The sequence below is a fragment of the Minwuia thermotolerans genome, assembly GCF_002924445.1.
Taxonomy (GTDB): domain Bacteria; phylum Pseudomonadota; class Alphaproteobacteria; order Minwuiales; family Minwuiaceae; genus Minwuia; species Minwuia thermotolerans.
The window spans coordinates 66,543-90,861 of record NZ_PIGG01000069.1; the positions used below are offsets into that span (position 1 = coordinate 66,543).

22 protein-coding genes and 1 pseudogene are annotated in these 24,319 nt (G+C 68.2%); 7 read left to right on the forward strand and 16 right to left on the reverse strand.

Features of this window, described 5'->3' with window-relative positions; genetic code table 11:
* Positions 1 to 25: 25 nt before the first annotated feature.
* A complete protein-coding gene (locus tag CWC60_RS20375; RefSeq protein ID WP_109795770.1) occupies positions 26 to 1,429 on the reverse strand; it encodes a LysM peptidoglycan-binding domain-containing protein in 1,404 nt (467 codons plus the stop codon).
* Positions 1,430 to 1,506: 77 nt separating this feature from the next.
* Positions 1,507 to 1,893 carry a hypothetical protein gene (locus CWC60_RS20380; RefSeq protein ID WP_109795771.1) on the reverse strand — a complete coding sequence of 129 codons (387 nt, stop codon included), beginning with the start codon at positions 1,891 to 1,893 and terminating at the stop codon, positions 1,507 to 1,509.
* Here CWC60_RS20380 and CWC60_RS20385 point away from each other — a divergent pair.
* The 4 genes from CWC60_RS20385 to CWC60_RS20400 all read left to right on the forward strand — a co-directional run bounded on the left by CWC60_RS20385 (position 1,892) and on the right by CWC60_RS20400 (position 4,745).
* Complete coding sequence (locus CWC60_RS20385) at positions 1,892 to 2,476, forward strand: LOG family protein (protein ID WP_109795772.1); 585 nt, start codon at positions 1,892 to 1,894, stop codon at positions 2,474 to 2,476. The genes CWC60_RS20380 and CWC60_RS20385 overlap by 2 nt on opposite strands.
* A 116-nt stretch (positions 2,477 to 2,592) precedes the next feature.
* Positions 2,593 to 2,880 (forward strand): sll1863 family stress response protein, encoded by a 288-nt coding sequence (locus CWC60_RS20390; protein WP_109795773.1) that lies wholly within the window; start codon positions 2,593 to 2,595, stop codon positions 2,878 to 2,880.
* A 183-nt stretch (positions 2,881 to 3,063) separates the two neighbouring features.
* On the forward strand, positions 3,064 to 4,200 hold the full coding sequence (locus CWC60_RS20395; protein WP_109795774.1) for an alpha-D-ribose 1-methylphosphonate 5-triphosphate diphosphatase: 1,137 nt from the start codon (positions 3,064 to 3,066) through the stop codon (positions 4,198 to 4,200).
* Entirely contained in the window at positions 4,197 to 4,745 is a 549-nt protein-coding gene (locus tag CWC60_RS20400; protein ID WP_109795775.1) for a phosphonate degradation HD-domain oxygenase, read from the forward strand. The genes CWC60_RS20395 and CWC60_RS20400 overlap by 4 nt, the downstream gene beginning before the upstream one ends.
* Positions 4,746 to 4,795: 50 nt before the next feature.
* On the opposite strand, the gene CWC60_RS20405 is transcribed toward CWC60_RS20400, so the two are convergent.
* Positions 4,796 to 6,067, reverse strand: coding sequence for a serine hydrolase domain-containing protein (locus CWC60_RS20405; RefSeq protein WP_109795776.1), 1,272 nt, complete (start codon positions 6,065 to 6,067; stop codon positions 4,796 to 4,798).
* A gap of 179 nt (positions 6,068 to 6,246) precedes the next feature.
* The gene (locus CWC60_RS20410; protein ID WP_109795777.1) at positions 6,247 to 6,861 is read right to left on the reverse strand and encodes a pyridoxamine 5'-phosphate oxidase family protein; all 615 of its coding nucleotides are present in this window, start codon (positions 6,859 to 6,861) and stop codon (positions 6,247 to 6,249) included.
* Between the two features lie 77 nt (positions 6,862 to 6,938).
* On the opposite strand from CWC60_RS20410, the gene CWC60_RS20415 reads away from it, so the two are divergent.
* Positions 6,939 to 7,550: a 2-hydroxychromene-2-carboxylate isomerase gene (locus tag CWC60_RS20415; protein ID WP_109795778.1), complete on the forward strand. Its 612-nt coding sequence runs from the start codon at positions 6,939 to 6,941 to the stop codon at positions 7,548 to 7,550.
* Between the two features lie 249 nt (positions 7,551 to 7,799).
* Here CWC60_RS20415 and CWC60_RS20420 read toward each other — a convergent pair whose 3' ends face one another.
* The 8 genes from CWC60_RS20420 to gshB form a co-directional block, all read right to left on the reverse strand.
* On the reverse strand, positions 7,800 to 8,765 hold the full coding sequence (locus tag CWC60_RS20420; RefSeq protein WP_206420067.1) for a mitochondrial fission ELM1 family protein: 966 nt from the start codon (positions 8,763 to 8,765) through the stop codon (positions 7,800 to 7,802).
* 103 nt (positions 8,766 to 8,868) lie between these two features.
* Positions 8,869 to 10,611 (reverse strand): 30S ribosomal protein S1, encoded by a 1,743-nt coding sequence (gene rpsA, locus CWC60_RS20425; RefSeq protein ID WP_109795779.1) that lies wholly within the window; start codon positions 10,609 to 10,611, stop codon positions 8,869 to 8,871.
* Between the two features lie 87 nt (positions 10,612 to 10,698).
* Positions 10,699 to 11,340 carry a (d)CMP kinase gene (gene cmk / locus CWC60_RS20430; RefSeq protein WP_109795821.1) on the reverse strand — a complete coding sequence of 214 codons (642 nt, stop codon included), beginning with the start codon at positions 11,338 to 11,340 and terminating at the stop codon, positions 10,699 to 10,701.
* 42 nt (positions 11,341 to 11,382) lie between these two features.
* Positions 11,383 to 12,285, reverse strand: a complete 903-nt coding sequence (locus tag CWC60_RS20435) for a 4-(cytidine 5'-diphospho)-2-C-methyl-D-erythritol kinase (RefSeq protein WP_206420069.1) — start codon at positions 12,283 to 12,285, stop codon at positions 11,383 to 11,385.
* On the reverse strand, positions 12,269 to 14,038 hold the full coding sequence (locus CWC60_RS20440) for a tetratricopeptide repeat protein (protein WP_164516663.1): 1,770 nt from the start codon (positions 14,036 to 14,038) through the stop codon (positions 12,269 to 12,271). Before CWC60_RS20440 ends, CWC60_RS20435 begins: the two co-directional genes overlap by 17 nt.
* A 240-nt stretch (positions 14,039 to 14,278) precedes the next feature.
* Positions 14,279 to 15,007, reverse strand: a complete 729-nt coding sequence (locus CWC60_RS20445; protein ID WP_165787546.1) for a DUF1223 domain-containing protein — start codon at positions 15,005 to 15,007, stop codon at positions 14,279 to 14,281.
* A gap of 84 nt (positions 15,008 to 15,091) precedes the next feature.
* Complete coding sequence (gene acnA / locus CWC60_RS20450) at positions 15,092 to 17,764, reverse strand: aconitate hydratase AcnA (RefSeq protein ID WP_109795782.1); 2,673 nt, start codon at positions 17,762 to 17,764, stop codon at positions 15,092 to 15,094.
* A gap of 161 nt (positions 17,765 to 17,925) precedes the next feature.
* On the reverse strand, positions 17,926 to 18,864 hold the full coding sequence (gshB, locus tag CWC60_RS20455) for a glutathione synthase (RefSeq protein WP_109795783.1): 939 nt from the start codon (positions 18,862 to 18,864) through the stop codon (positions 17,926 to 17,928).
* Positions 18,865 to 18,983: 119 nt separating this feature from the next.
* Here gshB and CWC60_RS24435 point away from each other — a divergent pair.
* Positions 18,984 to 19,868, forward strand: a pseudogene (locus CWC60_RS24435) (FAD-dependent oxidoreductase); the annotation flags it as partial.
* A 213-nt stretch (positions 19,869 to 20,081) separates the two neighbouring features.
* Here CWC60_RS24435 and CWC60_RS20470 read toward each other — a convergent pair.
* The 4 genes from CWC60_RS20470 to rsmI all read right to left on the reverse strand — a co-directional run bounded on the left by CWC60_RS20470 (position 20,082) and on the right by rsmI (position 22,864).
* On the reverse strand, positions 20,082 to 20,876 hold the full coding sequence (locus CWC60_RS20470; protein WP_109795784.1) for a transglutaminase family protein: 795 nt from the start codon (positions 20,874 to 20,876) through the stop codon (positions 20,082 to 20,084).
* Positions 20,877 to 20,889: 13 nt separating this feature from the next.
* Positions 20,890 to 21,501, reverse strand: a complete 612-nt coding sequence (locus CWC60_RS20475) for a BON domain-containing protein (RefSeq protein ID WP_125182843.1) — start codon at positions 21,499 to 21,501, stop codon at positions 20,890 to 20,892.
* Positions 21,502 to 21,567: 66 nt separating this feature from the next.
* Positions 21,568 to 21,942, reverse strand: a complete 375-nt coding sequence (locus CWC60_RS20480; RefSeq protein WP_206420070.1) for a YraN family protein — start codon at positions 21,940 to 21,942, stop codon at positions 21,568 to 21,570.
* The gene (rsmI, locus tag CWC60_RS20485) at positions 21,929 to 22,864 is read right to left on the reverse strand and encodes a 16S rRNA (cytidine(1402)-2'-O)-methyltransferase (RefSeq protein ID WP_420891175.1); all 936 of its coding nucleotides are present in this window, start codon (positions 22,862 to 22,864) and stop codon (positions 21,929 to 21,931) included. Before rsmI ends, CWC60_RS20480 begins: the two co-directional genes overlap by 14 nt.
* Here rsmI and CWC60_RS20490 point away from each other — a divergent pair.
* Positions 22,828 to 24,246 (forward strand): penicillin-binding protein activator, encoded by a 1,419-nt coding sequence (locus tag CWC60_RS20490; RefSeq protein ID WP_109795788.1) that lies wholly within the window; start codon positions 22,828 to 22,830, stop codon positions 24,244 to 24,246. The two genes, rsmI and CWC60_RS20490, sit on opposite strands and share 37 nt — an antisense overlap.
* Positions 24,247 to 24,319: the final 73 nt, after the last annotated feature.

The following is a 24,319-nucleotide window of genomic DNA, read 5'->3' on the forward strand; positions in this document are numbered from 1 at the left end:
CAGCCGCGTGAAACCGATAAAGGCTTCAGTTGACGGCAGCGCCCTCCACCGGCGGCAGACGGAAGACCTGGCCAGGATAGATCAGGTCCGGATCGCGGATGCGGTCGTCATTGGCCTTGTAGATCACCGTGTAACGGATGCCCTGGCCATAGGTGCTGCGCGCGATGCGCCAGAGCGAATTGCCCGGCTGGACAATGACACGCTGCCGGCCGAGGTCCAGTTCGCCCGGCTCCGCCCGCGAGAAGGGCAGTGCCACCCGCGCCTGAACCGCACCCTTCTCGTCCACCTCGTCGACGCGCAGGTCGTAGACGCCGGGCTTGATCTCGGTGTCCGGCACCAGCAGCCAGCGGCCGCTGGAATCGGCGCGCGTGCGGCCGACCAGCTTGCCGTCGACATAGGCGCGCACCTCCCGGTCGGCCTTGCCGGACCCCGAGACCGAGACATTGCCCTGATCGTCATAGTCGACCTTGCCCACGGTCAGTTCTCCGGCCACGGTCCCGGTCTTCGGCTCCTGCAGGATCTTCGTGTCCGTCCGGTCCTTTGGCGCCAGCAGCGCGATGGCGGAATTGTCCCCGGACGGCCTGGCGCAGTCGGGGACCACCAGGATCACCTCGCTGGCCGATTCGGCGGCGCGTCCATCCCGCTCCGCGCGCAGGCTGAGCGCCACGGACCCAGGACCCAGCGGCGTCTCCACGTAGTGCGCCCACTCTCCGGCTGCGTCGGCCTGCACCGTCGCCAGCACCTCGTCATCGGCCAGCAGGGAAACCGTCGCGCCGGGTTCGGCCCGACCGGCCGTCACCGCCGTGCAGTCGACGTCGGAGATGCGCACGATATCGAAGGCGGGCGGGGTCATTGCGACCATGGCCTGGTCGGTTTTGCGTCCGCTCTCCGCCGCCGCTTCACCGGCGGACGCCGCGGGCTTCTCGACCCTTTCCGCGACCGCTGCGACGGTGGTATTTCCGCCTGCGCCTTCGGCCGCCGGCTTTTCGCCGACCGCCTGTTCGGCGCGGGCCACGTTCTTCGCTACCTCGACGCTCGGCGTTTCGCCGCCCGCGTTCCTGGCGTCCGCCGCGCCGGACTTGCTTTCGGGCGTCTGCGCCGGTGTCTTCGCCTCGGTTTCGCTGGCGGCCCGGCCGTCGGGGCCGGTCCCGGCTGCGCCCGCTGCAGTGCCGGTGTTCCCCTCTGGCGCCGGAGCGGCAGCGTCGGCAGTCGGCCGGTCCGCAGCAGCCGCGTCAGCCCCCGCCGGCTTGACCGCGGTTTCAGGCTCGGCCGGAGCATCCTTGTCGGCGTCCGCGCCCGCCGTCGCAGGAGCCCGGGTTTCGCCGCTCAGAACGACGACGCTGGAGTCCTCCGAGTCCTGGAAAACGAAATAGGCGCCGATGGCGATCACTGCCGCCAGGCCGATGGCGGCGAACAGGGCTCTGTTCAAGAGATTTCCGATCCGCAGTTCACGTCAATCGGGAATTCGTAGTCCTGCAAGCCCGTAACCGCAATGATTCCTTCATGTCAGCCTCCGTGCGGTACCGCCACCGAGACCACCCGGCCGCCCAGGCCATGGACATTGTCATGCGCCCGCACGGTCACCTGGCCGATCTCCGGCGGGATTCTGATATCGGCCCCGCGGGTGAAGGGCTGTTCGCCGACATGGGGATGCAGCAGCTCACGCCGGCCCAGCACCCGGCCCTCGGTCGCCACGACCTCCCAGCCGTCGGCATAGTGTTCCCAGCCCGTATCGCCGTGCCGGACCGTCACGCTGAAGCGGAACATCCCGGGGTCCGCAGGCGATGCGGCGACCTCCACGGTGACCACGTCGGCCTCGCCGGCCATTGACCGAGTCGCGCCGAACGGCGAGATAAGTGCGACGGTCACCAGGATCAGAGCGATCTTCCGCATGTCAGAGATAGCCTCCATCTGCATCTACTGCGGCTCCAGCAGCCGCGCCAGCGAGGCCCATCTCGACGCCGCGGCCCGGCTGGGCAGGCTGATCGCGGAGAGCGGCCGCACGATCATCTACGGCGGCGGCCGGCTCGGCCTGATGGGCCGGATCGCGCAGGGCGGCCTGGCCGGCGGCGGCACCGTGGTCGGCATCATCCCCGAACATCTCTACAAGGTCGAGGTCCAGAACGAGGACGTCACCGAACTGCTGGTCGTGGACACGATGCATACGCGCAAGGCCGAGATGGTGCGCCGCGCCGACGCCTTCTGCGTGCTGCCGGGCGGTATCGGCACCCTGGACGAACTGGTCGAGATCCTGACCTGGCGGCAGCTCGAGCTGCACGACAAGCCCGTGGTCGTGGTCAATCAGGACGGCTATTTCGAACCGTTCCGCGCCCTGCTCGCTCACTTCATCGAGCACCGCTATGCGGGGCCGGCGCTTCTCGGGTTCGTCAGTTTCGTCGATCGCGTCGAGGACGTTCTGCCACTGCTGGAAGCCTCGCCGGCGGAGCGGTTCGAGGAACACCCCGAGAAGATCTGACCGGGCGTCGGGACAATTGGTCCCGCTTGCGCCGATGGTCCGAACGACCAGTTCCGTCCACGAAAGGACCGGTGTGGCCGGTCCGGGTGTCAGCGAAACGGCAAACGAGAAGAACGATGGACCGCCAGGAAGAATATGCCCGGAAGATGCACGCCCGCCTGAAACAGGCGGACATGGACATCGTCAAGCTGGAAGAGAGCGCCGAACGCTCCGATGTCGGCGGTTCCAGCGAGTACGAGGAATACATCCGCGAACTGCGCGAACGGCGCCAGCAATTGCGCGACCGCTGGGAGGAGGCCAAGGACCAGAGCGACGACAGCTGGGAGGGTTTCCTGCGCGGCCTCGACAATGCCTGGGACGATCTGCAGCGCACCTTCGAGAAGGCCCGCGCCAGGATGCGCTGATCGCCAGGGCGGTCATGCAACGGTAAGAAAAGCGGCACAAATACGTCAGAATCAGCGGCTATCTCCTGCCGTCATCGCGCCGGCAGCACGGGGCGCACGTGCTTGCACCGCTGACTGGGCGGCGGCTTTGCGCTATGGGACGGAGCGGCGGGCAGGCCGCCGACAGAACGGAGGGCCGCGAAGATGGGCGAGACGGTATTCGACAACGCGCAGATCGTCCTGCGCGACCGCGTCGTCACCGGCTCGCTGGTTCTGCGTGACGGGCGCATCGCTGCCTTGTCCGAAGGCCCCGGCGCCACGGGCGAGGATATCGACGGCGACTTCCTGCTGCCCGGCCTGATCGAGCTGCACACCGATTTCCTGGAGGGCTGCTACCTGCCGCGGCCGAAGGTGAAATGGAACCCGGTCGCGGCGGTGCTGTCCCACGACGCCCAGGTCGCGGCCAGCGGAATCACCACGGTGTTCGATGCGCTGCGCGTCGGCGACGACGCCGATTCGGTGAACATCGGCGAGGACGCCATGGTGCTGGCCGGCGCGATTTCCGATGCGCTGGACGCCGACATGACCCGCGCCGACCATCTGCTGCATATCCGCTGCGAGCTGTCGGCCGACAACGCCGCCGACGAGTTCGAGCGCATGGCGGAAAGCCCCCGCATCCGTCTGGTCTCGCTGATGGATCACACCCCCGGCCAGCGGCAGTTCACCGATCTCGACCAGTTCCGGACCTATTACGGCGGCAAGACCGGCTGGCCGACCGAGAAGCTGGACGCCTTCATCACCGACCGGCAGGCGCGCGGCGCCCGGGTTGCGCCAGACAACCGGCGGCGCATCGTCGAGCGCGCGCGCAGCATGGGACTGGCGCTCGCCAGCCATGACGACGCCACCGCCGGCCATGTCGCCGAAGCCGTCGCCGACGGCGTCGCCATCGCCGAGTTCCCGACCCGCGAGGAAGCCGCCCGCGCCTCCCACGGGCATGGCATGAAGGTGCTGATGGGGGCGCCCAACGTCGTCCGGGGCGGTTCGCATTCGGGCAACATCGCCGCCGCCGAGTTGGCGCGGCTGGGGCTGCTGGACATCCTGTCCTCGGATTACATCCCCTACAGCCTGCTGCAAGCGGCGTTCGACCTGCCCCACCACGCGCCGGAGATGAATCTCGCCGACGCCGTGCGCACCGTGACGGTCAACCCCGCGGAAGCCACCGGCCTCGCCGACCGGGGCGAGATCGCCGAGGGCCTGCGCGCCGATCTCGTCCGCATCCGGCTGGTGGACGGCCTGCCGGTCGTGCGCGGCGTATGGCGCGAGGGAAGGAGGGTCGCATGAACGATATTGCCGGCGAGATCCTGCACCTGCTGGCTGCGCGCGGCGGCCGGATGTACGGCAACGAGGCCGTGACCCAGCTCGCCCACGGGGTACAGTGCGCCCTGCTGGCCGAACGGGACGGCGCCAGCCCGGCCACGATCACCGCGGCGCTGCTGCACGACTACGGGCACCTGTTGCTGGACGACGACGCCGAGGCCGCGAACCAGGGCAAGGACTTGCGTCACGAGGCGATCGGCGCCGATGAACTGGCAAAATGGTTCGGCCCCGCCGTGACCGAGCCGGTGCGGCTGCATGTCGACGCCAAGCGCTTTCTCTGCGCCACGGATCTGGAGTACTTCGCCATGCTCTCGCCGGCCTCCGTTACCTCGCTGGCGGTGCAGGGCGGGCCTTTCACGGGCCGGGAGGCCGAGCACTTCGTCCACCGTCCCTTCGCGCAGGAAGCCGTGATGCTCCGCCGCTGGGACGACCTGGCCAAGGACCCGGCGATGCGCACCCCGCCGATCCAGCATTTCCGCCGGTCCGTCGAAGCCTCGCTGGAGGACTGACCGAAGCCCTGCGGGGGGCGGACGCCGGACGCATCCGCCCCACTTCCGGCTCAGTCGGCGGATCCGTTCCCGGTCATGGCGCCGTAGACCATGTTGCGCAGGATCGCGCGCACCTTCACCCGGTTCTTGGGCGACTGCATCATGTAGACGAGGAACATGTCGTTCGTGGGATCGGCAAAGTAGTAGGTGCCGGCCGCGCCGCCCCAGTAGTACTCGCCCGGAACGCCGTTCGCGGGCGAGACGCCGCGGTCCAGACGCACGCCGAAACCGAGGCCGAAACCATAACCCGGCCCGGGCAGATAGTACTTGCCGGGTCCGATGCGGTCGCCGAGGTGATCGGCGGTCATGAAGGCCACTGTCTCCGGCGAGAGGATCCGCGCGCCGTCAAGTTCGCCGCCGTTCAGCAGCATCTGTGCGAAACGCGCGTAGTCGTGCACCGTCGAGTGCAGACCGCCGCCGCCGGATTCGAAGGCCCGCTCGGCGGCCGGATCGTGCATGGTGATGGGACCGACGTTCATGTCGTCGGCACGGGCCTCGGCGAGCCGCGCCTGGTCGGCCGGATCGGCGACCCGGAACATGGTGTCCTCCATGCCGAGCGGGTCGAAGATGCGGTCCTGGAAGACCTCACCGAGCGGCCGGCCCTCGACGACCTCGATCACGGCGCCCAGAACATCGGTCGCGCGGCTGTACTCCCAGACCTGGCCCGGCTGATGTTCCAGCGGCAGGCCGCCGATGACACGGGCGATCTCGCGGTTGTTCAGGCCCGCGCTTTCCAGGTTCATCTCGCTCATCGCCTCGCGCGCGGGACCGGCGCCGAAGAAGCCATAGGTGAGTCCGGCCGTATGGCGCAGCAGGTCCTGAATGGTCATCGCCCGCCTGGCGGGCTCCAGAGTGACATTGCCGTCGGCGTCCTTGCCGGTGGCCACCTGCATCTCCTTGTATTCGGGCAGGTAGGCGTGCACCGGATGGCTCAGGTCCAGCCGGCCCTCCTCGACCAGGATCATCGCCGCGACGGAGGTGATCGGCTTGGTCATGGAATAGATGCGGAAGATGGCGTCCTCGGCCATCGGCTCGCCGCCCTCGGTGCGCTTGCCCATGACCCCCAGATGCGCGATCTGCCCGTCGCGGGCGACCATGACGATGGCGCCCGGGAAGCTGCCGGCCTCGATCTCCTTCGCGATGCGCGCATCCAGCGCCTGCAGCCGGTCGCCGGAGAACCCGAGCGACGCCGGATCCGACGCACGCGGCAGTTCGGCCGCCTGGACCAGCGTCGCGGCGGCGCACGCCACGGATGCCATCATTCCGATCATCTTCAGTTTCATCGTTACCTCCCGGTTCCCGATCATGCTTGTCCGGCAACCGGAGGGCTGTGGCCCCCGGGCGGCCTCTGTCACGGCGGCCATGGCTCGGGACGGCCGGCCGCCTGTATTGCGCCGATCTTGCCGCCGGCATCGGGGCCGTTCAAGCCGCGTATGGAAAACCGCCCGGCGGCGCGTGGCGTCTAGTAGATCGTCCGGGCCATGTGTTCGGGATAGGTCCGGTCGTATTCGTCGCCGTCGAAATCCCGGTCCTGCATCAGCGCCTGCAGCATCTGCCCGGCCGTCGGCACCTCGGAGCGATCCGCCTGCGCCGCCGGGTCCCAGAGGCCCGAGCGCGCGAGCGCCTTCTGGCACTGGAAATAGACGGTCTCGACATGGACCCGGACGATGCAGCGCGGCGTCTTGCCCTCGAAGGCGAAGCTCTCGAGCAGGCCGGGATCGATCGCCAGGTCCGCGCGGCCGTTGACGCGCAGCGTCTCGCCGATGCCGGGGATCATGAAGATGAGCGAGGCGCGGCCGTCGCGCACGATGTTGCGCAGTGAATCCACTCGGTTGTTGCCGCGCCGGTCCGGCAGCATCAGCGTCCGCTCGTCGGCCACCCGGACAAAGCCCGGCGGGTCGCCGCGGGGCGAGACGTCGACGCCCTCCGGCCCGACGGTCGCCAGCATGCAGAACGGCGCGCGGCGCACGAATGCGGCGTATTCCGGAATCAGCGTCGGGCTCTCCTTGACCAGCGCCCGCTCCGGGACCTCGCCGTAGATCGCCTCGAGCTGTTCGATGGTCTGGATTCTGTCCACGGTTCCGCCTCCCGAATGGCTGCCGAGATCGTCACCGCCGTGATACGCTCCCCGCCGGCAGCAGGGGAGGATTATCGATGCCCAGGGTTGAATTCCATTTCGATTTCGGCAGCCCGAACGCCTATCTGGCGCACCGGGTGATTCCCGCGGTCGAGCAGCGCAGCGGCGCGAAATTCGATTATGTGCCGGTCCTGCTGGGCGGGGTGTTCAAGCTGACCGGCAACGTCTCGCCCATGGAGAGCCTGAAGGGCATCCGCAACAAGGCCGAGTACGGCCAGCTCGAGATGAAACGCTTCGTCGAGAACCACCGCATTGCCGGCTTCCGCTGGAACGAGCACTTCCCCGTCAACACGGTGCTGATCATGCGCGGCGCGCTGGCGGCCGAGCGCGATGGCCGGCTGGCGGACTATGTCGAGGCCGTCTTCCGCGCCATGTGGGAGGACAACCGGAAGATGGACGATCCCGGGACCGTCGCGGCGGTGCTGGACGCCGCTGGCCTCGATGGCCGCGCCCTTGTCGAGGCGACGCAGGATCCGGCGATCAAGCAGAAGCTGATCGAGAATACCGAGGCCTCGGTCGAACGCGGCAATTTCGGCAGCCCCACCTTTTTCGTCGGCGACGAGATGTTCTTCGGCAAGGACAAGCTGCGCGACGTCGAGGACGAGATCGCACGCCAGAAGGCGGGCTAGAGTAGCAATTGTCGCTGCCCGTCTTGTCCGGGCAATGACATATTGCGACAAGCGCCGGCCCCGGGATTCTAGAGCGAGCCTTGGGGAGATTGAATTGCCAGTGGAGCTTCGGTGTCATGCCCGCCTTGTGCGGGCATCCGGCCAGATTGTCGACTTGCGGCGAAGCCGCTCCGGACCCCCGCACAGAGGCGGGGGTGACACGCCGAGTGAGTGGCGGTTCAATCAAACAGCGGAACGCTCTAAAGGGACCTACCGCGCCGCCATGCGCGCCCGGACGATACGGGCGACCTCGGCGGTCTCGTTCAGCGGCTCGTATGCGTAGCGCTCCAGCAGCCCCTCGAAGGGCCGGACCAGGCCCGCCTCCCGGAACAGCCGGTGGAAACGGTCGAACTTGGGCGTGCCGCCCGGCAGGCCATGGACCATGACCGGCTTCCCCGTGGCGCAGGCCTCCGAGATCATGTTCACGGAATCCCCGGTGACCACGAAAGCATCGGCGAGGCCCAGCCATCCCAGATAGGGGTTCTCGCCGATCCCTTCCCACCAGAGATGCGGCAGGCCCTCCAGCGCCTCCCGGAGCACGGCGGCGTTCGCCTCGCCGGTGCGGCGCGAGGCGGTGACCAGCAGCCCCGCCCCCTCCCGCTCGGCCAGGGCGCGCAGCTTCGCCGCGAGATCGCGGCCGCTGGCTTCCGTCATCCGGTAGGCCTTGCTGGAGCCGCCCACCAGCACGGCGATCAGCGGGCGCGGCAGATGGGCGACGCTGTCGGCGAAGCGGGCGGCCTCGGTCTCGAGGCGCGCCGGCGTGATGCGGTTCAGCCCGCCCTTGGTGGCGACGACGTTCGCACCGGCCAGCCGGTCATGCTGCGGCGTGACCACGAGGTCGAAATGGCGGGGCGGAATGCCGGGCTTCTGGATCTGGACGGTAAATGTGCGGCCCGCCGAGGCACGGCGGATGGCCGCGGCGATGGCGACGGTCTGGCGGCCGCTGGCGATCAGCAGGTCCGGCCAGGGCGGCCGCAGGTCCGAAGAGCCCGGACCGAGCGCGGCGAAGGGCCTGAGCCACAGGCCGGGCGGCAGGCTGAGCCAGGGCTGGCGGATGGCCACGCGCTTGTCGGTCCACGCGACGTCCATCGCCTCGGCCAGGCCGATGCACTGGTTGAGCATGCCGGCGCCGCCGTTGGAAAGCACCCAGCAGTCGATGTCGCCCGTTGCCGCCAATTCTCCGACCCCGAAAGAAGGAACGGGGAGCGCCGATGACGCTCCCCGTCCGCGATCGTAGACCTGCGGAGACGCGCCGCAAGGGCGCGCCCCGTTTCAGGCCTTACTTGTCGCCGTCTTCCTCTTCGTCGTCCTTGCCGGCCTCCATGCGCGCCTTCAGGGCGGCGCCCAGGATGTCGCCAAGGCTGGCGCCGGAGTCGGAGGAGCCATAATTGGCCACGGCCTCCTTCTCTTCGGCCACTTCCAGCGCCTTCACCGACAGGTTGACCCGGCGGGTCTTGCTGTCGACGTTGATGACGTTGGCGTCGAGCTTGTCACCGACAGCGTAGCGGTCCGGCCGCTGCTCGGAGCGGTCGCGGCTGAGGTCGCCCTTGCGGATGAAGCCCGAAAGGCCTTCCGAAGTCTCGACCTCCAGACCGGCGTCGAGCACGCGGGTGACCGAGCAGGTGACGGTCGCGCCGCGCTTGAGCGACTTCGCGCCGGCGAACGGATCGTTCTCGAGCTGCTTGATGCCGAGGCTGATACGCTCCTTCTCGGTGTCCACATCCAGCACCACGGCGCGGACGTGATCACCCTTGTTGTAGTCGTTCATGGCCTGCTCGGCCGAAGCGTCCCAGCTGAGGTCGGACATGTGGACCATGCCGTCGATCTCGCCGTCCAGGCCGACGAACAGACCGAACTCGGTCTTGTTCTTGACCTCGCCCTCGACGGTCGAGCCCACGGGGTGGGTCTCCGCGAAGTTGTCCCACGGATTGTCCATGGTCTGCTTCAGACCCAGGCTGATGCGGCGCTTCTCCGGATCGACCTCCAGGACCTGCACCGTCACCTCCTGGCTGGTGGAGACGATCTTGCCCGGATGGACGTTCTTCTTGGTCCAGGACATCTCGGAGACGTGGATCAGACCTTCGACGCCGGCCTCCAGCTCCACGAACGCGCCGTAGTCGGTGATGTTGGTGACGCGGCCCGTCAGCTTCGCGCCGACCGGGTACTTCAGCGCCACGCCGTCCCACGGATCTTCCTGCAGCTGCTTCATGCCGAGGCTGATGCGCTGGGTCTCCTTGTTGACCTTGATCACCTGGACCTTGATGGTCTCGCCGATGTTCAGAACCTCGGTCGGGTGATTGACGCGCCGCCAGGACATGTCGGTGACATGCAGCAGGCCGTCGATGCCGCCCAGGTCGACGAACGCGCCGTAGTCGGTGATGTTCTTGACCACGCCGTCGGTGATCATGCCTTCCTCCAGGCGCTGGATCAGCTCCTGGCGGGCCTCGGCGCGGGTCTCTTCCAGCACCGCGCGGCGGGAGACGACGATGTTGCCGCGGCGGCGGTCCATCTTCAGGATCTGGAACGGCTGCGGCGTGTTCATCAGCGGAGTCACGTCACGGATCGGACGGATGTCGACCTGGGAGCCCGGCAGGAACGCCACCGCGCCGGACAGGTCGACAGTGAAGCCGCCCTTGACCCGGCCGATGATCATGCCCTCGACGCGCTCGTTGGCGTCGAAAGACTTGGCCAGCTTCGCCCAGGCTTCCTCGCGGCGCGCCTTGTCGCGGCTGATGACGGCCTCGTGCTGGCCGTTCTCGATGCGCTCGAGATAGACCTCCACCGAGTCGCCCGCATGAATTTCCGGCGGCCGGCCGCCGTTCTGGAACTCGCGCAGCGGGATGCGGCCCTCGGTCTTCAGGCCGATATCGACGATGACGTGGTCATTCTCCACGCCCAGCACGGTTCCCTTTATGACCGAGCCTTCGAGATTGTCTTCGGAGCCATAGGTTTCGTCCAGGAGGGCGGCAAAATCATCCTGGCTCGGGAGCTGAGTGCCAGCTCCGGCGTTAACATCACTCATTTCGAGGGTTCTCTCCTTTCAGCGGCCCGAGGCTTGATTTTGCGACGCCGGGGGCGATCGCAACCTTCGGACCCTCCGCAGCCGGCGTCAGCTCCCGTCCATACGGGACGCGCACGCCTCCAGCGCCGCGGAGAATGCGGCTTCTATATCCAATTTGGTGGTGTCGATCAACACTGCGTCGTCCGCCCGCGCGAGCGGGGCGGTGGCGCGGGCCGAATCCCGGGCGTCGCGGTCCTTCAGGTCCCGCAGAACGGTCTCGTAGGCGACCTCCTGTCCCTGCCCTGTCAGTTCGAGGTGCCGGCGGCGCGCCCGCGCTGCCACATCGGCGGTGACGAACAGCTTCACCCGGGCATCGGGACAGACGACGGTGCCGATATCGCGTCCGTCGAGGACGGCTCCGGGCAGACCGGCCGGCGGGCAGGCGGCGAAGTCTCGTTGCAGCGCGAACAGCGCATCGCGCACCGGCTGCAGCGCGGCCACGCGGGAAGCCATGTTGCCCGTCGCCTCCTCACGCAGGGCCGGATCGGCGAGATCGTCCGGTCCGATCCCTTGTGCCGCCGCCACGGCGGCATCGGTGTCCGCCCCGTCGCCGCCCGCCCTCAACAGCCGCAGCGCCGCCGCACGGTAGAGCGAGCCGGTGTCCAGATAGGCGAAGCCGAAATGCGCCGCCAGCCGGCGGGCGAGGGTTCCCTTGCCGGAAGCCGTCGGGCCGTCCACCGCGATGACCATGCTCATGGGCGTTCCATCCTGCCTTGAATCCGCAGGCGATGATTAACCCCGCAACCGCCCCGCCGCCACCCAGCAATCGGGACGGCGCGCGCCGAAATCCCGCGCCGCGGACGCCGCGGCTGGCGCATCGGGGAACAGTGCGAAACAGGTCGCGCCGGATCCGGACATGCGCGCCAGCAGGCATTCCGGCAGTTCGCCCAGCACCGACAGGATCGTCGCAATTTCCGGCAGCAGCGTTTCGGCCGGCGCCTGCAGGCTGTTGCCCGCCGCCGCGAGATGATGCAGCCAGCGATGGGGATCGGGCTCGACCGTCCAGTCATGGGCAGCGCGCGCGGCAAAGCACCCGGTGCGGCGAAAGCCGGCGAAGACCCGGGGCGTGGAGACCGGCTGCAGCGGGTTGACCAGCAGAACGCCGAAGGGGGCGGGCAGCGCCGCCGGCTCCAGGACTTCGCCGACACCCCGCATAAGTGCGACATGAGAGGCGATGCAGACGGGCACGTCGGCGCCGAGCGCGAGGCCCATCCCGGCCAGATCGCCCTCCTTCAGCCCGCCCTCCCAGAGACGGTTCAGCAGCCTGAGCGCAGCGGCCGCGTCCGCCGAACCGCCGCCGATGCCCGAGGCGACCGGCAGGTTTTTCTCCAGATGCAGCGCCGCGCCGGCGCTGACGCCCAGCCGGCTTCGCAGCGACCGTGCGGCGCGGAGCACCAGGTTCTCCGGGGACTCGGTCAGAAGCGCCCCGAAGGGCCCGGAGACAGTCAGGGACAGCGCCCCGTCGGCCCGGACCGTCGCCGACAGGCGATCGCCGATATCGGTGAACGCGACGAGGCTCTCCAGCAGGTGATAGCTATCGTCGCGGCGGCCCACGACGTGCAGGAACAGGTTCAGCTTGGCCGGCGCGTCCTCGAAAAGCGCGGCCGGCGCAATCGCCTCAGAAGAAGCAGCCACGGAAAGCCCTGGCACCCTCGTCCAGACCGTCGTTCAGCTTCTCGACAATTCGCTCCGCCTGCTCCGGCTCGGGATCGAGCTGCAGGGCGTGACGCCACTGGTAGCAGCTCTCCCGGCGGCGGCCGACATGCCAGAGCGCATCGCCCAGATGATCGTTGATCGTCGGATCCTCGGGCCTCAGTTCGACGGCGCGTTCCAGTTGCTTGACCGCGTTTTCGAAGTCGCCCTTCTGGTAATAGGCCCAGCCCAGGCTGTCGACGATGTAGCCATCGGTCGGCCGCAGGTCGACGGCCTTCTGGATCATGGCCACCGCCTTTTCCAGGTTCACGCCCTGATCGGCCCAGGAGTAGCCCAGATAGTTCATCACCAGCGGCTGATTGGGATTCAGCTCCAGGGCCTTGAGCAAGTCGGACTCGGCCTGCTTCCAGCGCTGGGTTCGCTCCAGGGCGATGCCACGGGCGTAGAACAGCGACCAGTGCCTCGCGCCAGGCGTCTCGATGCGTTCGATCGCCTCGGCGTAGACCCTGGCCGCCTCGTCGAAGCGGCGGTGACCCCTCAGGACGTCGGCCAGCGTCGCCAGAGTGGTGATGTTCTGCTTGCGCTGGTCCGCCATCGTGCGCAGCAGCGATATCGCATCGTCGGTATGGCCCAGCGTGTCGAGGGCCCAGGCGACGCGGATGTTGGCGCCCCACTTGTAAGGCGACTCGCCATCGATCCGCCGGTAGGAGGACATGGCGGCGTCCCAGCGGCCGCTTTCCTCCTGCATGTCGCCCAACAGCGCGTAGCCGACATCCAGATCGGGACGGACGTGCAGCGCCAGCCTGAGATAGACCAGCGAGACGTCGTTGACCGCATCCCGCGCCAGCGCCGACGCAGCGCCATAGAGCGCTTCTGCTGCGCCATCCCCGGCGTCGATGACCGGGAAGGCATCGGCGACCGGCCGTTCGCCGGTCAGATAGGTCCGCAACACCGGATCTTCGCCATAGCGCGCTGTCAGCCCCTTCAGATAGGCCAGCGCCGCCTCGCGACCGTCGCGCCGCTCGATCAGCGATGCGTAGACAAGGCGCGAACGCAGATCCAGGCCGACATCGTCGGGCAGGGAATCGAGGGCGGCGAGAGCGCCGTCCGGGTCGCCCGATGCGCCGAGCAGCAGCGCGCGGTGGTACATTTCGAACGGTTTGAAGGTCTCGTTGCCCTCCAGCGGGTCGAGACGGGCCAGCGCCCCCTGAACGTCGCCCGCGCCATAGGCGGCCCAGGCGCGGAGCAACGGACCCACCAGACGCATGGCGCCGCGCTTCGCCGCCCTGGCGATCCGCGCTTCGGCCTTGCCGTAACGGCCGTTCTTCAGATCGTCGACGGCGATGGTGAGGTTCGCGACCGGCGCCGCCTCGTCCCCGGCCAGCACACGGTTCGCGAGCGGAATGGCGCGATCGAACAGGCCCTCGCTGACGTCGAGAACAAAGGCGCGCCGGGCCAGCCTGTCATTGTCCGGATCGGCGGCCAGCGCCATGGCATAGTAGCGCGCGGCGGCGGTGGTATCGCCGTCCTTGCGGGCCTGCCGTCCGGCGAGATAGGCGCCGAACCCTTCCCCGCTCAGCCTCTGGCCCCTGGGGGTCTGGGCCGAGGACTGACCGGTCACCGCGGCGACCTGCGGCAGTTCGGAAAAATCGTTGTTCGGCTGCCGTTCCACCGCACCGGCGGTCATGGTTGTTGCGGCGATCAGCGCGGCGCTCGCCCAGACGGTGCGGGCCACACTTCCAGTTCTCAGCGCAAGAATACCCATAAGTCCGATCTTCCAGAGCTTCCCGATCAGCCGCAATAGCAAATCTCACAGATCCGGGTTAACCCTTCATGAGCGCTCGCCCCCGACATCCGGTGCGGCGGGCCGGTTTCGACGGCTCCCGGCCAACCTGGCGCGGCGCGAACCCCACTTCAGCGCATCATCTTGTGATCTGGATCACAAATGGAAAGCGCGCCGCCTTTTCGGCGGCGGTCAGCTTCCATTCCGCCGGATACGCGCCGCGCCCAGCACCGGGCCGAATCCGGCCGTCTGAACGATCACGGCGCAGCCGTCGCGGCCATCCGCCCAGGCCTGCCGCATGTCGACCGGCACGTCGAGCGCGGTCCGTCCGTCCCATGTGGCGATGCGTTCGATGCGGCGAACGACATTGTAGTAGGAGAGCGTCTTGCCACTGTTTTCGCCCCGCTCGATGTCGACGTCGTGACGGTCGTCGAAGGTCACCAGCCAGACCCAGACGATCTCCGGCAGCTCGGTCGGTTCCATCGCAACATGCCACATGCCGCCGCCATCCGGCCGGGCCCGGATCTCCACCGCCATGGGCTCGGCGGCTTCCTCGCGGATCGCAGTCTCGACCGCGGCGCGCCGGCTGCCGACGACCTGATGCTCGCCGCCGACGACGATCTGCGGCGTATAGGCGTAGCGCCCGCCGGCGTGTCCCACATAGCCCCGCTGGCGCACGGAGGATTCCGGCAGGGAGAACGTGTCCTTCCAGCCGAGATAGTCCCAGTAGTCGACATGGTAGCTGAGCCCGAGCACATCCTCCCGTGCCGCCAGCTCGCCCAGCAACCTGTCGGCGGGCGGACAGGAATTGCATCCCTGACTGGTGAACAGCTCGACGACGGTGAGATTGCCTGCTGCGTCCTCCGCCCAGCTCGACGGCGCCACAAGCGCCGCGGCCGCCAGGGCCAGCAATGATCTCACGCGTGTCATGCGCCGGAAACTAGGAGGGCGCCGCGATCCGGGCGAGTCACACATGGGTGACCCGCCCGTCAATCGCACCGGCCCCTACGCCGCCAGGCGGCGCAGCACGTACTGCAGGATGCCGCCGTGCCGGTAGTAGTCCACCTCGTCGAGCGTATCGATGCGGCAGAGCAGGGTGACATGCTCCGTCGAGCCGTCCGGCCGGGTGATGGTGCAGGGCACGTCCATGCGCGGCTTGATCCCGCTCTCGATGCCGCCGAGGGAGATGAGCTCCTCACCGGTCAGCTTCAGCGTCTTGCGGTTCTGGCCATCCTTGAAGACCAGCGGCAGCACGCCCATGCCCACCAGGTTGGAGCGGTGGATGCGTTCGAAGCTTTCCGCGATCACCGCCTTGACGCCCAGCAGGCGCGTTCCCTTCGCCGCCCAGTCGCGCGACGAGCCGGTGCCGTACTCCTTGCCGGCCACGACGACCAGCGGCACGCCCTCCTCGGCGTAGCGCATGGCAGCGTCGTAGATCGGCATTTCCTCACCCGAAGGCATGTGCCGGGTGATCCCGCCGGTGGTGCCGGGAGCCATCTCGTTGCGGATGCGGATATTGGCGAAGGTGCCGCGCATCATGACCTCGTGATTGCCGCGGCGGGAGCCGTAGGAGTTGAACTCCCGCGGCGGCACCTGGTGGTCGGTCAGATAGCGCCCGGCCGGCGTCTCCTCCTTGAAGGAACCGGCCGGCGAGATGTGGTCCGTGGTCACCGAGTCGGCCAGCACCGCCAGGATGCGCGCATGCCTGACGTCGCTCACCTCGCCGGGCTCCGCCTGCATGCCCTCGAAATAGGGCGGGTGCTGGACATAGGTGGAGGTGGAGTCCCAGTCATAGGTCAGGCCGCCGGAGACATTGATCTTCTGCCAGTGCTCGTCACCCTTGAAGACGTCGCCATAGCGGTTCAGGAACATCTCCTTCTTCACGCAGGCGCGGACCGTGTCGATGACCTCCTGGTTCGAGGGCCAGATGTCCTTCAGGTAGACGTCATTGCCGTCCGGATCCTGACCGAGCGGATCCTCCAGCAGGTTGACGTGCATCGAGCCGGCGATGGCGTAGGCCACGACCAGCATCGGCGAAGCCAGGTAGTTGGCCTGCACGTGCGGGTTCACCCGGCCTTCGAAGTTGCGGTTGCCCGACAGGACCGAGCAGGCGACGAGATCGCCCTCGGTGATCGCCTCCGCGATCGGCTCCGGCAGCGGGCCGGAATTGCCGATGCAGGTGGTGCAACCATAGCCGACGAGATTGAAGCCGAGCTTGTCCAGATCGTCGTCCAGACCGGCCTCGGCAAGGTAGTCGGAGACCACCTGGCTGCCCGGCGCCAGCGAGGTCTTGACCCACGGCTTGACGGTCAGCCCACGGGCGACGGCGTTGCGCGCCACCAGGCCCGAGCCCAGCATCACGCCCGGGTTGGACGTGTTCGTGCACGACGTGATGGCCGCGATCACGACATCGCCGTGACTGATCGCGTAGTCGGCGCCCTTCACCTGCACCGACTTCGCCTTGTCGGGGACGTTGAAGTCCTTCGTCAGCGCCTTGTCGAAGGCGTCCGCTGCGATCGACAGCGGCACCCGGTCCTGCGGCCGCTTCGGCCCGGCCAGGGACGGCTCGACGGTGGAGATGTCGAGTTCCAGCGTGTCGGTGAAGACGGGCTCCACGTCGTCCAGCCAGAAACCCTGTTCCTTGGCGTAAGCCTCCGTCAGCGCCACCAGGTCGTCCGGCCGCGCGGTCGCCCGCATGTAGGCGAGCGTCTCGTCGTCGATCGGGAAGAAGCCGCAGGTGGCGCCGTACTCCGGCGCCATGTTGGCGATGGTCGCGCGGTCGGCCAGGCTCATCTCACGGATGCCGGGGCCGAAGAACTCCACGAACTTGCCGACCACGCCCTTCTTGCGCAGCATCTCGGTGACCGTCAGCACCAGGTCGGTGGCGGTGGTGCCTTCCTTCAGCTTGCCGGTCAGCCGGAAGCCCACGACCTCCGGGATCAGCATGGAGATCGGCTGTCCCAGCATGGCCGCCTCGGCCTCGATGCCACCGACGCCCCAGCCCAGCACGGCCAGACCGTTGATCATGGTGGTGTGGCTGTCGGTGCCCACCAGCGTGTCGGGATAGGCGACGGTCCTGCCGTCCTCCTCCTTCGTCCAGACGACCTTGGCGAGGTATTCCAGGTTCACCTGATGGCAGATGCCGGTTCCCGGCGGCACGACCCGGAAATTGTCGAACGCGGTGGAGCCCCAGCGCAGGAACTCGTAGCGCTCCTTGTTGCGGGCGTATTCCAGTTCGACGTTCTTCTCGAAGGCCTGCGGATTGCCGAACGCGTCGACCATCACCGAATGGTCGATCACCAGATCGACCGGGCTCAGCGGGTTGATCTTCTTCGCGTCGCCGCCCATCGACTCGATGGCGGCGCGCATGGCGGCCAGGTCGACCACGGCCGGAACGCCGGTGAAGTCCTGCATCAGCACGCGCGCCGGCCGGTACGCGATCTCCCGGTCGGAGCGGCGCTCCTTCAGCCATTCGGCGACCGCCTTCACGTCGTCGGTCGTGACCGTGCGCCCGTCCTCGAAGCGCAGCAGGTTCTCCAGCAGCACCTTCAGCGTCTTGGGCAGGACCGACAGGTCGCCCAGTTCCGCCTCCGCCGCCTTCAGGCTGAAATAGTCGTAGGTCTTGCCCCCAACGTCGAGGCTGCGGCGCGTCTTCAAGGTGTCCTCGCCCACTCCCAACTCCTTCCGTGGTTAGAATCTGTGCCTCGATTGCCCGGCATGGTGCGCCGGTTCGTCCCCAACCGAATTCGTCGCGCACTATAGGCGAAAGGCCCGGCGGATTCCTGCCTCATTTGCGCATGCGAAGGCAAGATGGCGCAATGGTTCCGGAGGGGCGGAGCCTACCGCTTCGCCTCGATCGCATCCCAGATCAGACCGGAGAGATTGGCCCCGTCATAGCGGTCGATCTCCTGGATGCCCGTCGGACTGGTCACGTTGATCTCCGTCATCAGGCCGCCGATCACGTCGATGCCGACGAAGATCATGCCGCGCGCTTTCAGCTCCGGGCCGATGCGGGCGCAGATCTCGTGCTCCCGCTCGGTCAGCGTCGATTTCAGCGGCGTCCCGCCGACATGCATGTTGGAGCGCGACTCGCCCTCCGCCGGGACGCGGTTGATGGCCCCGGCGGGTTCCCCGTCGACCAGGATGATCCGCTTGTCCCCCTCGCGCACGGCGGGCAGGAACTTCTGCGCGATCAGGGGCTCGCGGAACATCTGCTGGAACATCTCCAGCAGGGAACTCAGATTGTGGTCGCCGTCCCTGAGGTAGAAGACGCCCGCCCCGCCATTGCCGTAGAGCGGCTTGACGATGATGTCGCCATGCTGGTGGTAGAAGGCCCGGATCATCGCCGTGTCGCGGGTGATCAGGGTCGCCGGCATCAGGTCGACGAACTCGGTGACGAACAGCTTCTCCGGGGCATTGCGCACTTCTGTGGGATCGTTGACCACCAGGGTCTTCGGATGGATGCGCTCCAGCAGGTAGGTCGTCGTCAGATAGGCCATGTCATAGGGCGGATCCTGACGCAGCAGGACGACGTCCATCTCGGTCAGGTCGGCGATGCGGTCCTCGCCAAGCGTGAAATGGTTGCCCTTTTCCCGCCGGACCTCGACCTCGCGCAGACGGGCCTTTACCTGCCCGCCGGTCCAGGCCAGTTCCTGGGGCAGATAGTAGTGGAGCCGATGCCCCCGCGCCGACGCCTCCAGCATCAGGGCGAAGGTCGAATCGGCGTTGATGTCGATCGCGGCGATCGGGTCCATCTGGACCGCGACTTTCAGGCTCATCCGGCGGCGCTCCCCAAAGAATTCCGCCGCGATGATAGGGCGTACGCCGGGCCGGTCAAAAGCCGTTCCGCCGCAGGCGCCCACATTGACCGCAGTCCCGCCCGCCCCACGTCGCCTGCATGACCGGCGCGCATGCCAGCATCGTCGTGGTCGGCGCCGGCCCCACCGGGCTGAGCGCAGCGCTGGCGCTTGCCCGGCGCGGACATGCAGTCCGGGTGCTGGAACGGCTTGAGGACACCATCGGCGAATCCCGCGCCGTCGGCGTCAACCGCCGCAGCCTGCTTCATCTCGATACGGTGGGCGCGGCCCGGCCGATCCTGGACGCGGCGACCCCGCTGCAACGCGTCAGATTTTTCCGCAATGGCCGCGCGCTCACCACGCTCGATATCCCGCAACCCGACGCGCCGCCGCCGACCATGGTCGCACTGCCCCAGAGCCGCACCGAAGCGATCCTCGCCGGACTGGCCGAGGCGCGCGGTATCGAGATTCTCTGGTGCACAGAAGCCGCGGAGGTCCGGCAGAACGACGGCACCGCGTCGGTCGCGACCGATGACGGTCAGATCTTCGAGGCCGACCTTGTCCTGGGCGCCGACGGGGCGCATAGCATTACCCGCCGAAGCCTGGGCGTCGAATTCGAAGGGGTGCCCTATGAGGGCGACTGGTCCCTGCTCGACGCCGAAGTGGACTGGCCCTGGCCCGACTGCCAGGCCGCGGCCTTTCTGGACGATCCGAGCCTGGCGCTGTTCATGATCACCCTGGGTGACGGTCGCTTCCGTGCCATTGGCAACCACCCCGACCTGGAGGCGAGGGTCCGCCGCGAAATGGCGCTGGGCACGGTGAGCTGGCGCAACAGCTTCGGGCTCAGCGAGCGCCGCGTCGACTGTTTCGGTCGCGGCAGCGTCTGGCTGGCGGGCGATGCCGCCCACGTCCATTCCCCGGTCGGCGGCATGGGCATGAACCTCGGCATCGACGACGCTTTCGATTTCGCCCGCGCCGTCTCCGAAGGCGGCCTGGACGGCTATCAGCACCGCCGGCTGGAAGCGGCAAAGGGTGTCATGCGCGCCGCCGACAGGGGGGTTCCGGCTCGTCACCGCCTCGGGACCGCTGACGAAGGCCGCCCGAGACGGTCTGATCCGGCTGCTCGGCGCCTCCGCTTTCGCGCGGAAAAGGCTCGCCGCAATCATGTTCTCCAGCGACGGCGGGTGACCTTGAACCGGTCAGTTGAGACGCCGGCCCAGTGCCTGCCGGGCATCGGCGAGGGCGAGTTTCGAGACCTCGTCGGCCGCGTGCTCGGCGCCCCGGTCGAGCAGGGCCAGCGCGCGGCGCATGTTGCCCCGCCCGCTCTCGATCCCGGCCCATTCAAGCCAGACCGCCGCCTCCGCCGGCGCGAACAGGCTGACCCGCTCCAGCACCGCCACCGCCCTGTCCGTATCGCCCGCCTGCAGGGCCCGGATCTTGATGTTGTTCTGCAGCCGCATCAGCACGTGCCGCACCGGGACCGCGGCCATGTGGCCGGGCTGCAATCTTGCACCGGCCCCGTTCATTCGCTGGAGCATGGCGTTCATTTCCGCGGGGGTGATGGTGTTGCCTGCGTTGAAGGGGTCAATGAGTTCGGGCTTCTCCCCGCCCTGAAGCCGGAGCAGGAAGTGGCCGGGGAAGTTGAGGCCGGCGATCGACCAGCCCTGGGCGCGGCCGCAATGCATGTAGAGCAGCCCCAGCGCGACGGGCAGCCCCCTGCGCCGGCGCACCACCTCGGCGATGTCGGCATTACGCATGTCGTCATAGGTCTCGGCGTCGCCGCGATAGCCGTGGCCGCGGGCGATCCGGCCGGCAAGAGCGGAGGCCGAGGCCTGCGCCGCCAACGGTTCGGCCAGCGCCGCCAGTTCGGCGCGCGCCAGTGTCAGATCGCGCCCCGGATCGTCCGCTGCGGAGAGGGCGAGCAACGTCCCCGCGATGTCCAGGGCGTCATTGTCCCGCCTGCCCTGTTCGCTCAGCTCGCCGCGCCAGTCCATCCCGGGTCCCCGGTCAGCCTGCCCGCCGCGGATCGTCCTTCAGGCGCACATAGCTCTCGACCTTCTTCACGCCCTTGATCGAGCGGGCGTGCTGGATCACGCGGTCCAGTTCCTCCTCGCTCTGGGCGATGCCTATGAGATAGACCACGCCGCCGACGGTCTCGATCGAGTAGTTGATTCCCAGGATCCTGGAATCGCCCAGAATGGCCAGACGCAATTCGTTGGAGATGCGCACGTCGCGGGCATAGGAGCCGATCCCGCCCTCCGAAGTGACCTGGATGGCGTTGGCCACCTCATTCACGCCCTTGACCTTCCAGGCCAGTTCCTCGGCGCGCAGCCTGTCCTTCATTTCCGGCACCTTGCCGGTCAGCAGGACGCGGCCCTCGACCACTTCCAGGTCGACGTCGCGAAACAGGCTGAAGCTGTCGTCGAGCAGTGCCGCGGACAGTTTCGTGGCGATGGTGGTATCGTCGATCGCGTCGCCGACCGAGCGCTCCTGCGCCACGCCGATCCCGGCGGCGGCTCCGCCGCCCAGCACCGCGCCCGTGCAGCCGCCCAGGGCTGCCGCAAGTCCGGCGGCCAGCGCGGCGGCGGCGGCGAAATTCGACAAGGGTAATCTGCTCATTGCCGTGGCTCCTGGTGGAAGCGAATCACCCGCGCATTCTAGCGCATCCGGCGGGCGTCGCGCGCCTCAGGGTCGCCAGGCGTCCGGAATGTGCAGCGGCAGGCGCCCGCGGCGCACGATCACCACGTCGAAGCGGAAGCTCTCGGCGCCCGGTCCGAAACGTCCGGAATCCGCCAGATAGCGGGCCCCGTGGGCAATCCTGTCGCGCTGGCGCACGGTCACGGCGCGACGGGCGTCATCCTCGTCGTCGCGGCGCTTGACCTCGACGAAGGTCACGATCTTGCCACGGCGCGCAATGAGGTCGATCTCGCCATGAGGCGTGCGCACATTCCGCGCCAGCACGCGGAAGCCCTTCAGCCGGAGCCACAGCCCCGCCAGCCATTCGGCGCGATGCCCGGCGCGCTCAGCGGCACGCCGGTCCGCCCGGCTACGCGCCACCATCGCCATTCTTCAGCGCCAGCGCCCGGCGGTAGACCGCCTTGCGGGGGGCGCCGCTTCCGGCGGCGACCGCGTCGACGGCGTCGCGCAGGCTCTCCCCCGTCAGCCTGTCGGCGAGTTCCCGGTCGATCGCCGCCCAGTCGGTTTCCGCCGCCGCCGGGGGGCCGACGATGATGACGATCTCACCCTTCGGCGGGCCCGCGGCGGTGTAGTGGTCCGCCAGGTCCGGCAGTCCTCCCCGGCGCACTTCCTCGTGCAGCTTCGTCAGTTCCCGCGCGACGGCCGCCGGCCGGTCGCCCAGGACCGCGGCCATGTCACGCAGGCAGTCGGGCAGCCGGCGCGGCGATTCATAGAACACCAGCGTTGCGGCAATACCGGCGACCTCCGCCAGGAAGCTGCGCCGCGCCGCCTGCTTCGGCGGCGGGAAGCCGACGAACATGAACCGGTCCGTCGGCAGACCCGAAACCGAAAGGGCCGCGATCACCGCGGAGGGGCCGGGGACGGCCCGGACTGCCACGCCGGCCTCCAGCGCCTCGTCGACGAGCCTGTACCCAGGATCAGAGATCAGTGGCGTACCGGCGTCGCTGGTCAGCGCGATTACCTGACCTTCCGCGAGGCGGCGCAGGATGTCCGGCCTTGCTCTGGCCGCATTGTGCTCGTGGTAATTGGCGACTGTGGTCCGCACGCCTATGTGTTGGAGAAGTCTGGCCGCCATCCGCCGGTCCTCCGCCAGGACGAGATCGGCGCTCGCGAGGACCTCTCTGGCGCGTTCGGAGATGTCCCCGAGATTGCCGATCGGCGTGGCGACGACGTAGAGTCCGCTTCCGGGCTTCGGGCGTCGCGGATCGGTTTCGACAGGCTCGGTACAAGAAGAAGTTGGGTGCCCTGATGAGACGATTTTCGATCCCCTACCGCCGCCGCGTATGCGCGCTTGTTCTCGTCGCCTTCGCCGCCGCCGGATGCGAGCAGGCGCAGCGGGAAGAACCTACCACGGCGACGCCCGAAGTGGCGACCACACCCGACCCGCGGCCCGCGCCTTCGACCGAACCCGACAAGCCGGCCCTGCCCGGCGGTCTGGCGACCGGCTCCCTGAACGACTTCGAGACCGCCGCCGCCAGCGACGCCCGCATGCGGAAACTTGTTGCATCCGGTCAGCCGGTGCGGGTGGCGTTGCTGGCGCCGCTCAGCGGCCGCGCCGGCACGGTCGGCCAGATGATGCTGAAGGCGGCGCAGATGGCCGTCTTCGACCAGGGCGCCGACCGGTTGATGCTGATGCCCAAGGACACGGAATCGACGCCGCTGGGCGCCCGGACCGCCGCCGAAGCCGCGGTCGCCGAGGGCGCGCACATCATTCTGGGCCCCCTGTTCGGCGATCACGTGCCCCTGGTGCGCGACATCGCCGCCCGCAACAGCATCAAGGTGCTGGCCTTCTCCAACGACGCCTCCAAGGCCTCGGACGGCGCATTGATCCTCGGCCTGACCCCCGAGACCGAGATAAGGCGCATCGTCGGCTTCGCCGCACGCAACGGCTATTCGCGGTTCGGTGCCCTGTTGCCGGATTCCGATTACGGCCGGGTGGTGGCCGAGAACCTGCGCGAGGCGGCCATCGACGCGGGCGCCGCCGCCGAACGGATCTACTTCTATCCCGCCGGCGCGCAGGCGAGCGACGATCGTCTGCTGAACGCCGCCAGGTCATTCGCCGACTACGACGCACGCGCGGCCGCGCTGGAGCGGGAGCGCGCCCGGCTCAGGAGCCGCGGCGACGATATCTCGAAGCAGGCGCTGAGGCGGCTGGAAAACCTGGACACCTTCGGCGACCCACCATTCGACGCCGTGCTGATCGCCGAGCCGCGCAGCCGGCTGCAGACCATGGCGCCGCTGCTTGCCTATTACGACATCGATCCGGAAACGGTGCGCTATCTGGGCATGAGCAGCTGGTACGGCGACGGCCTGGAGACGGAGCCGACGCTGATCGGCGCCTGGTTCCCCCACCCGGATCCGAAACTGATCAACGCCTTCAGCGACCGCTACCGCTCGGAGTACGGCGAGACGCCATTGGATATCGCAGCACTCGCCTATGGCGCCGTGGCGATGACGGCCGATCTGGTGCGCACCGCCCAGCCCGGTCAGAACCCGTTCTCGGCGGACCGGCTGCACAACCCGGACGGCTTCCGCGCCTATCTGGGCGCGTTCCGGATCGGACCGGACAACACCACCGATCGCCAGCTCTCGATCCTGCGGGTGACGGAGAACGGCCCGACGGTGATCGACGAAGCTCCGGAGAATTTCGATCTGCTGATCAACTGATCCCGCACGGAGCGGATGGCGCGAGAGGCGCGTTATCTGCTATCCGACCTTCCCGAGGGCCGCGGCGGGCGCG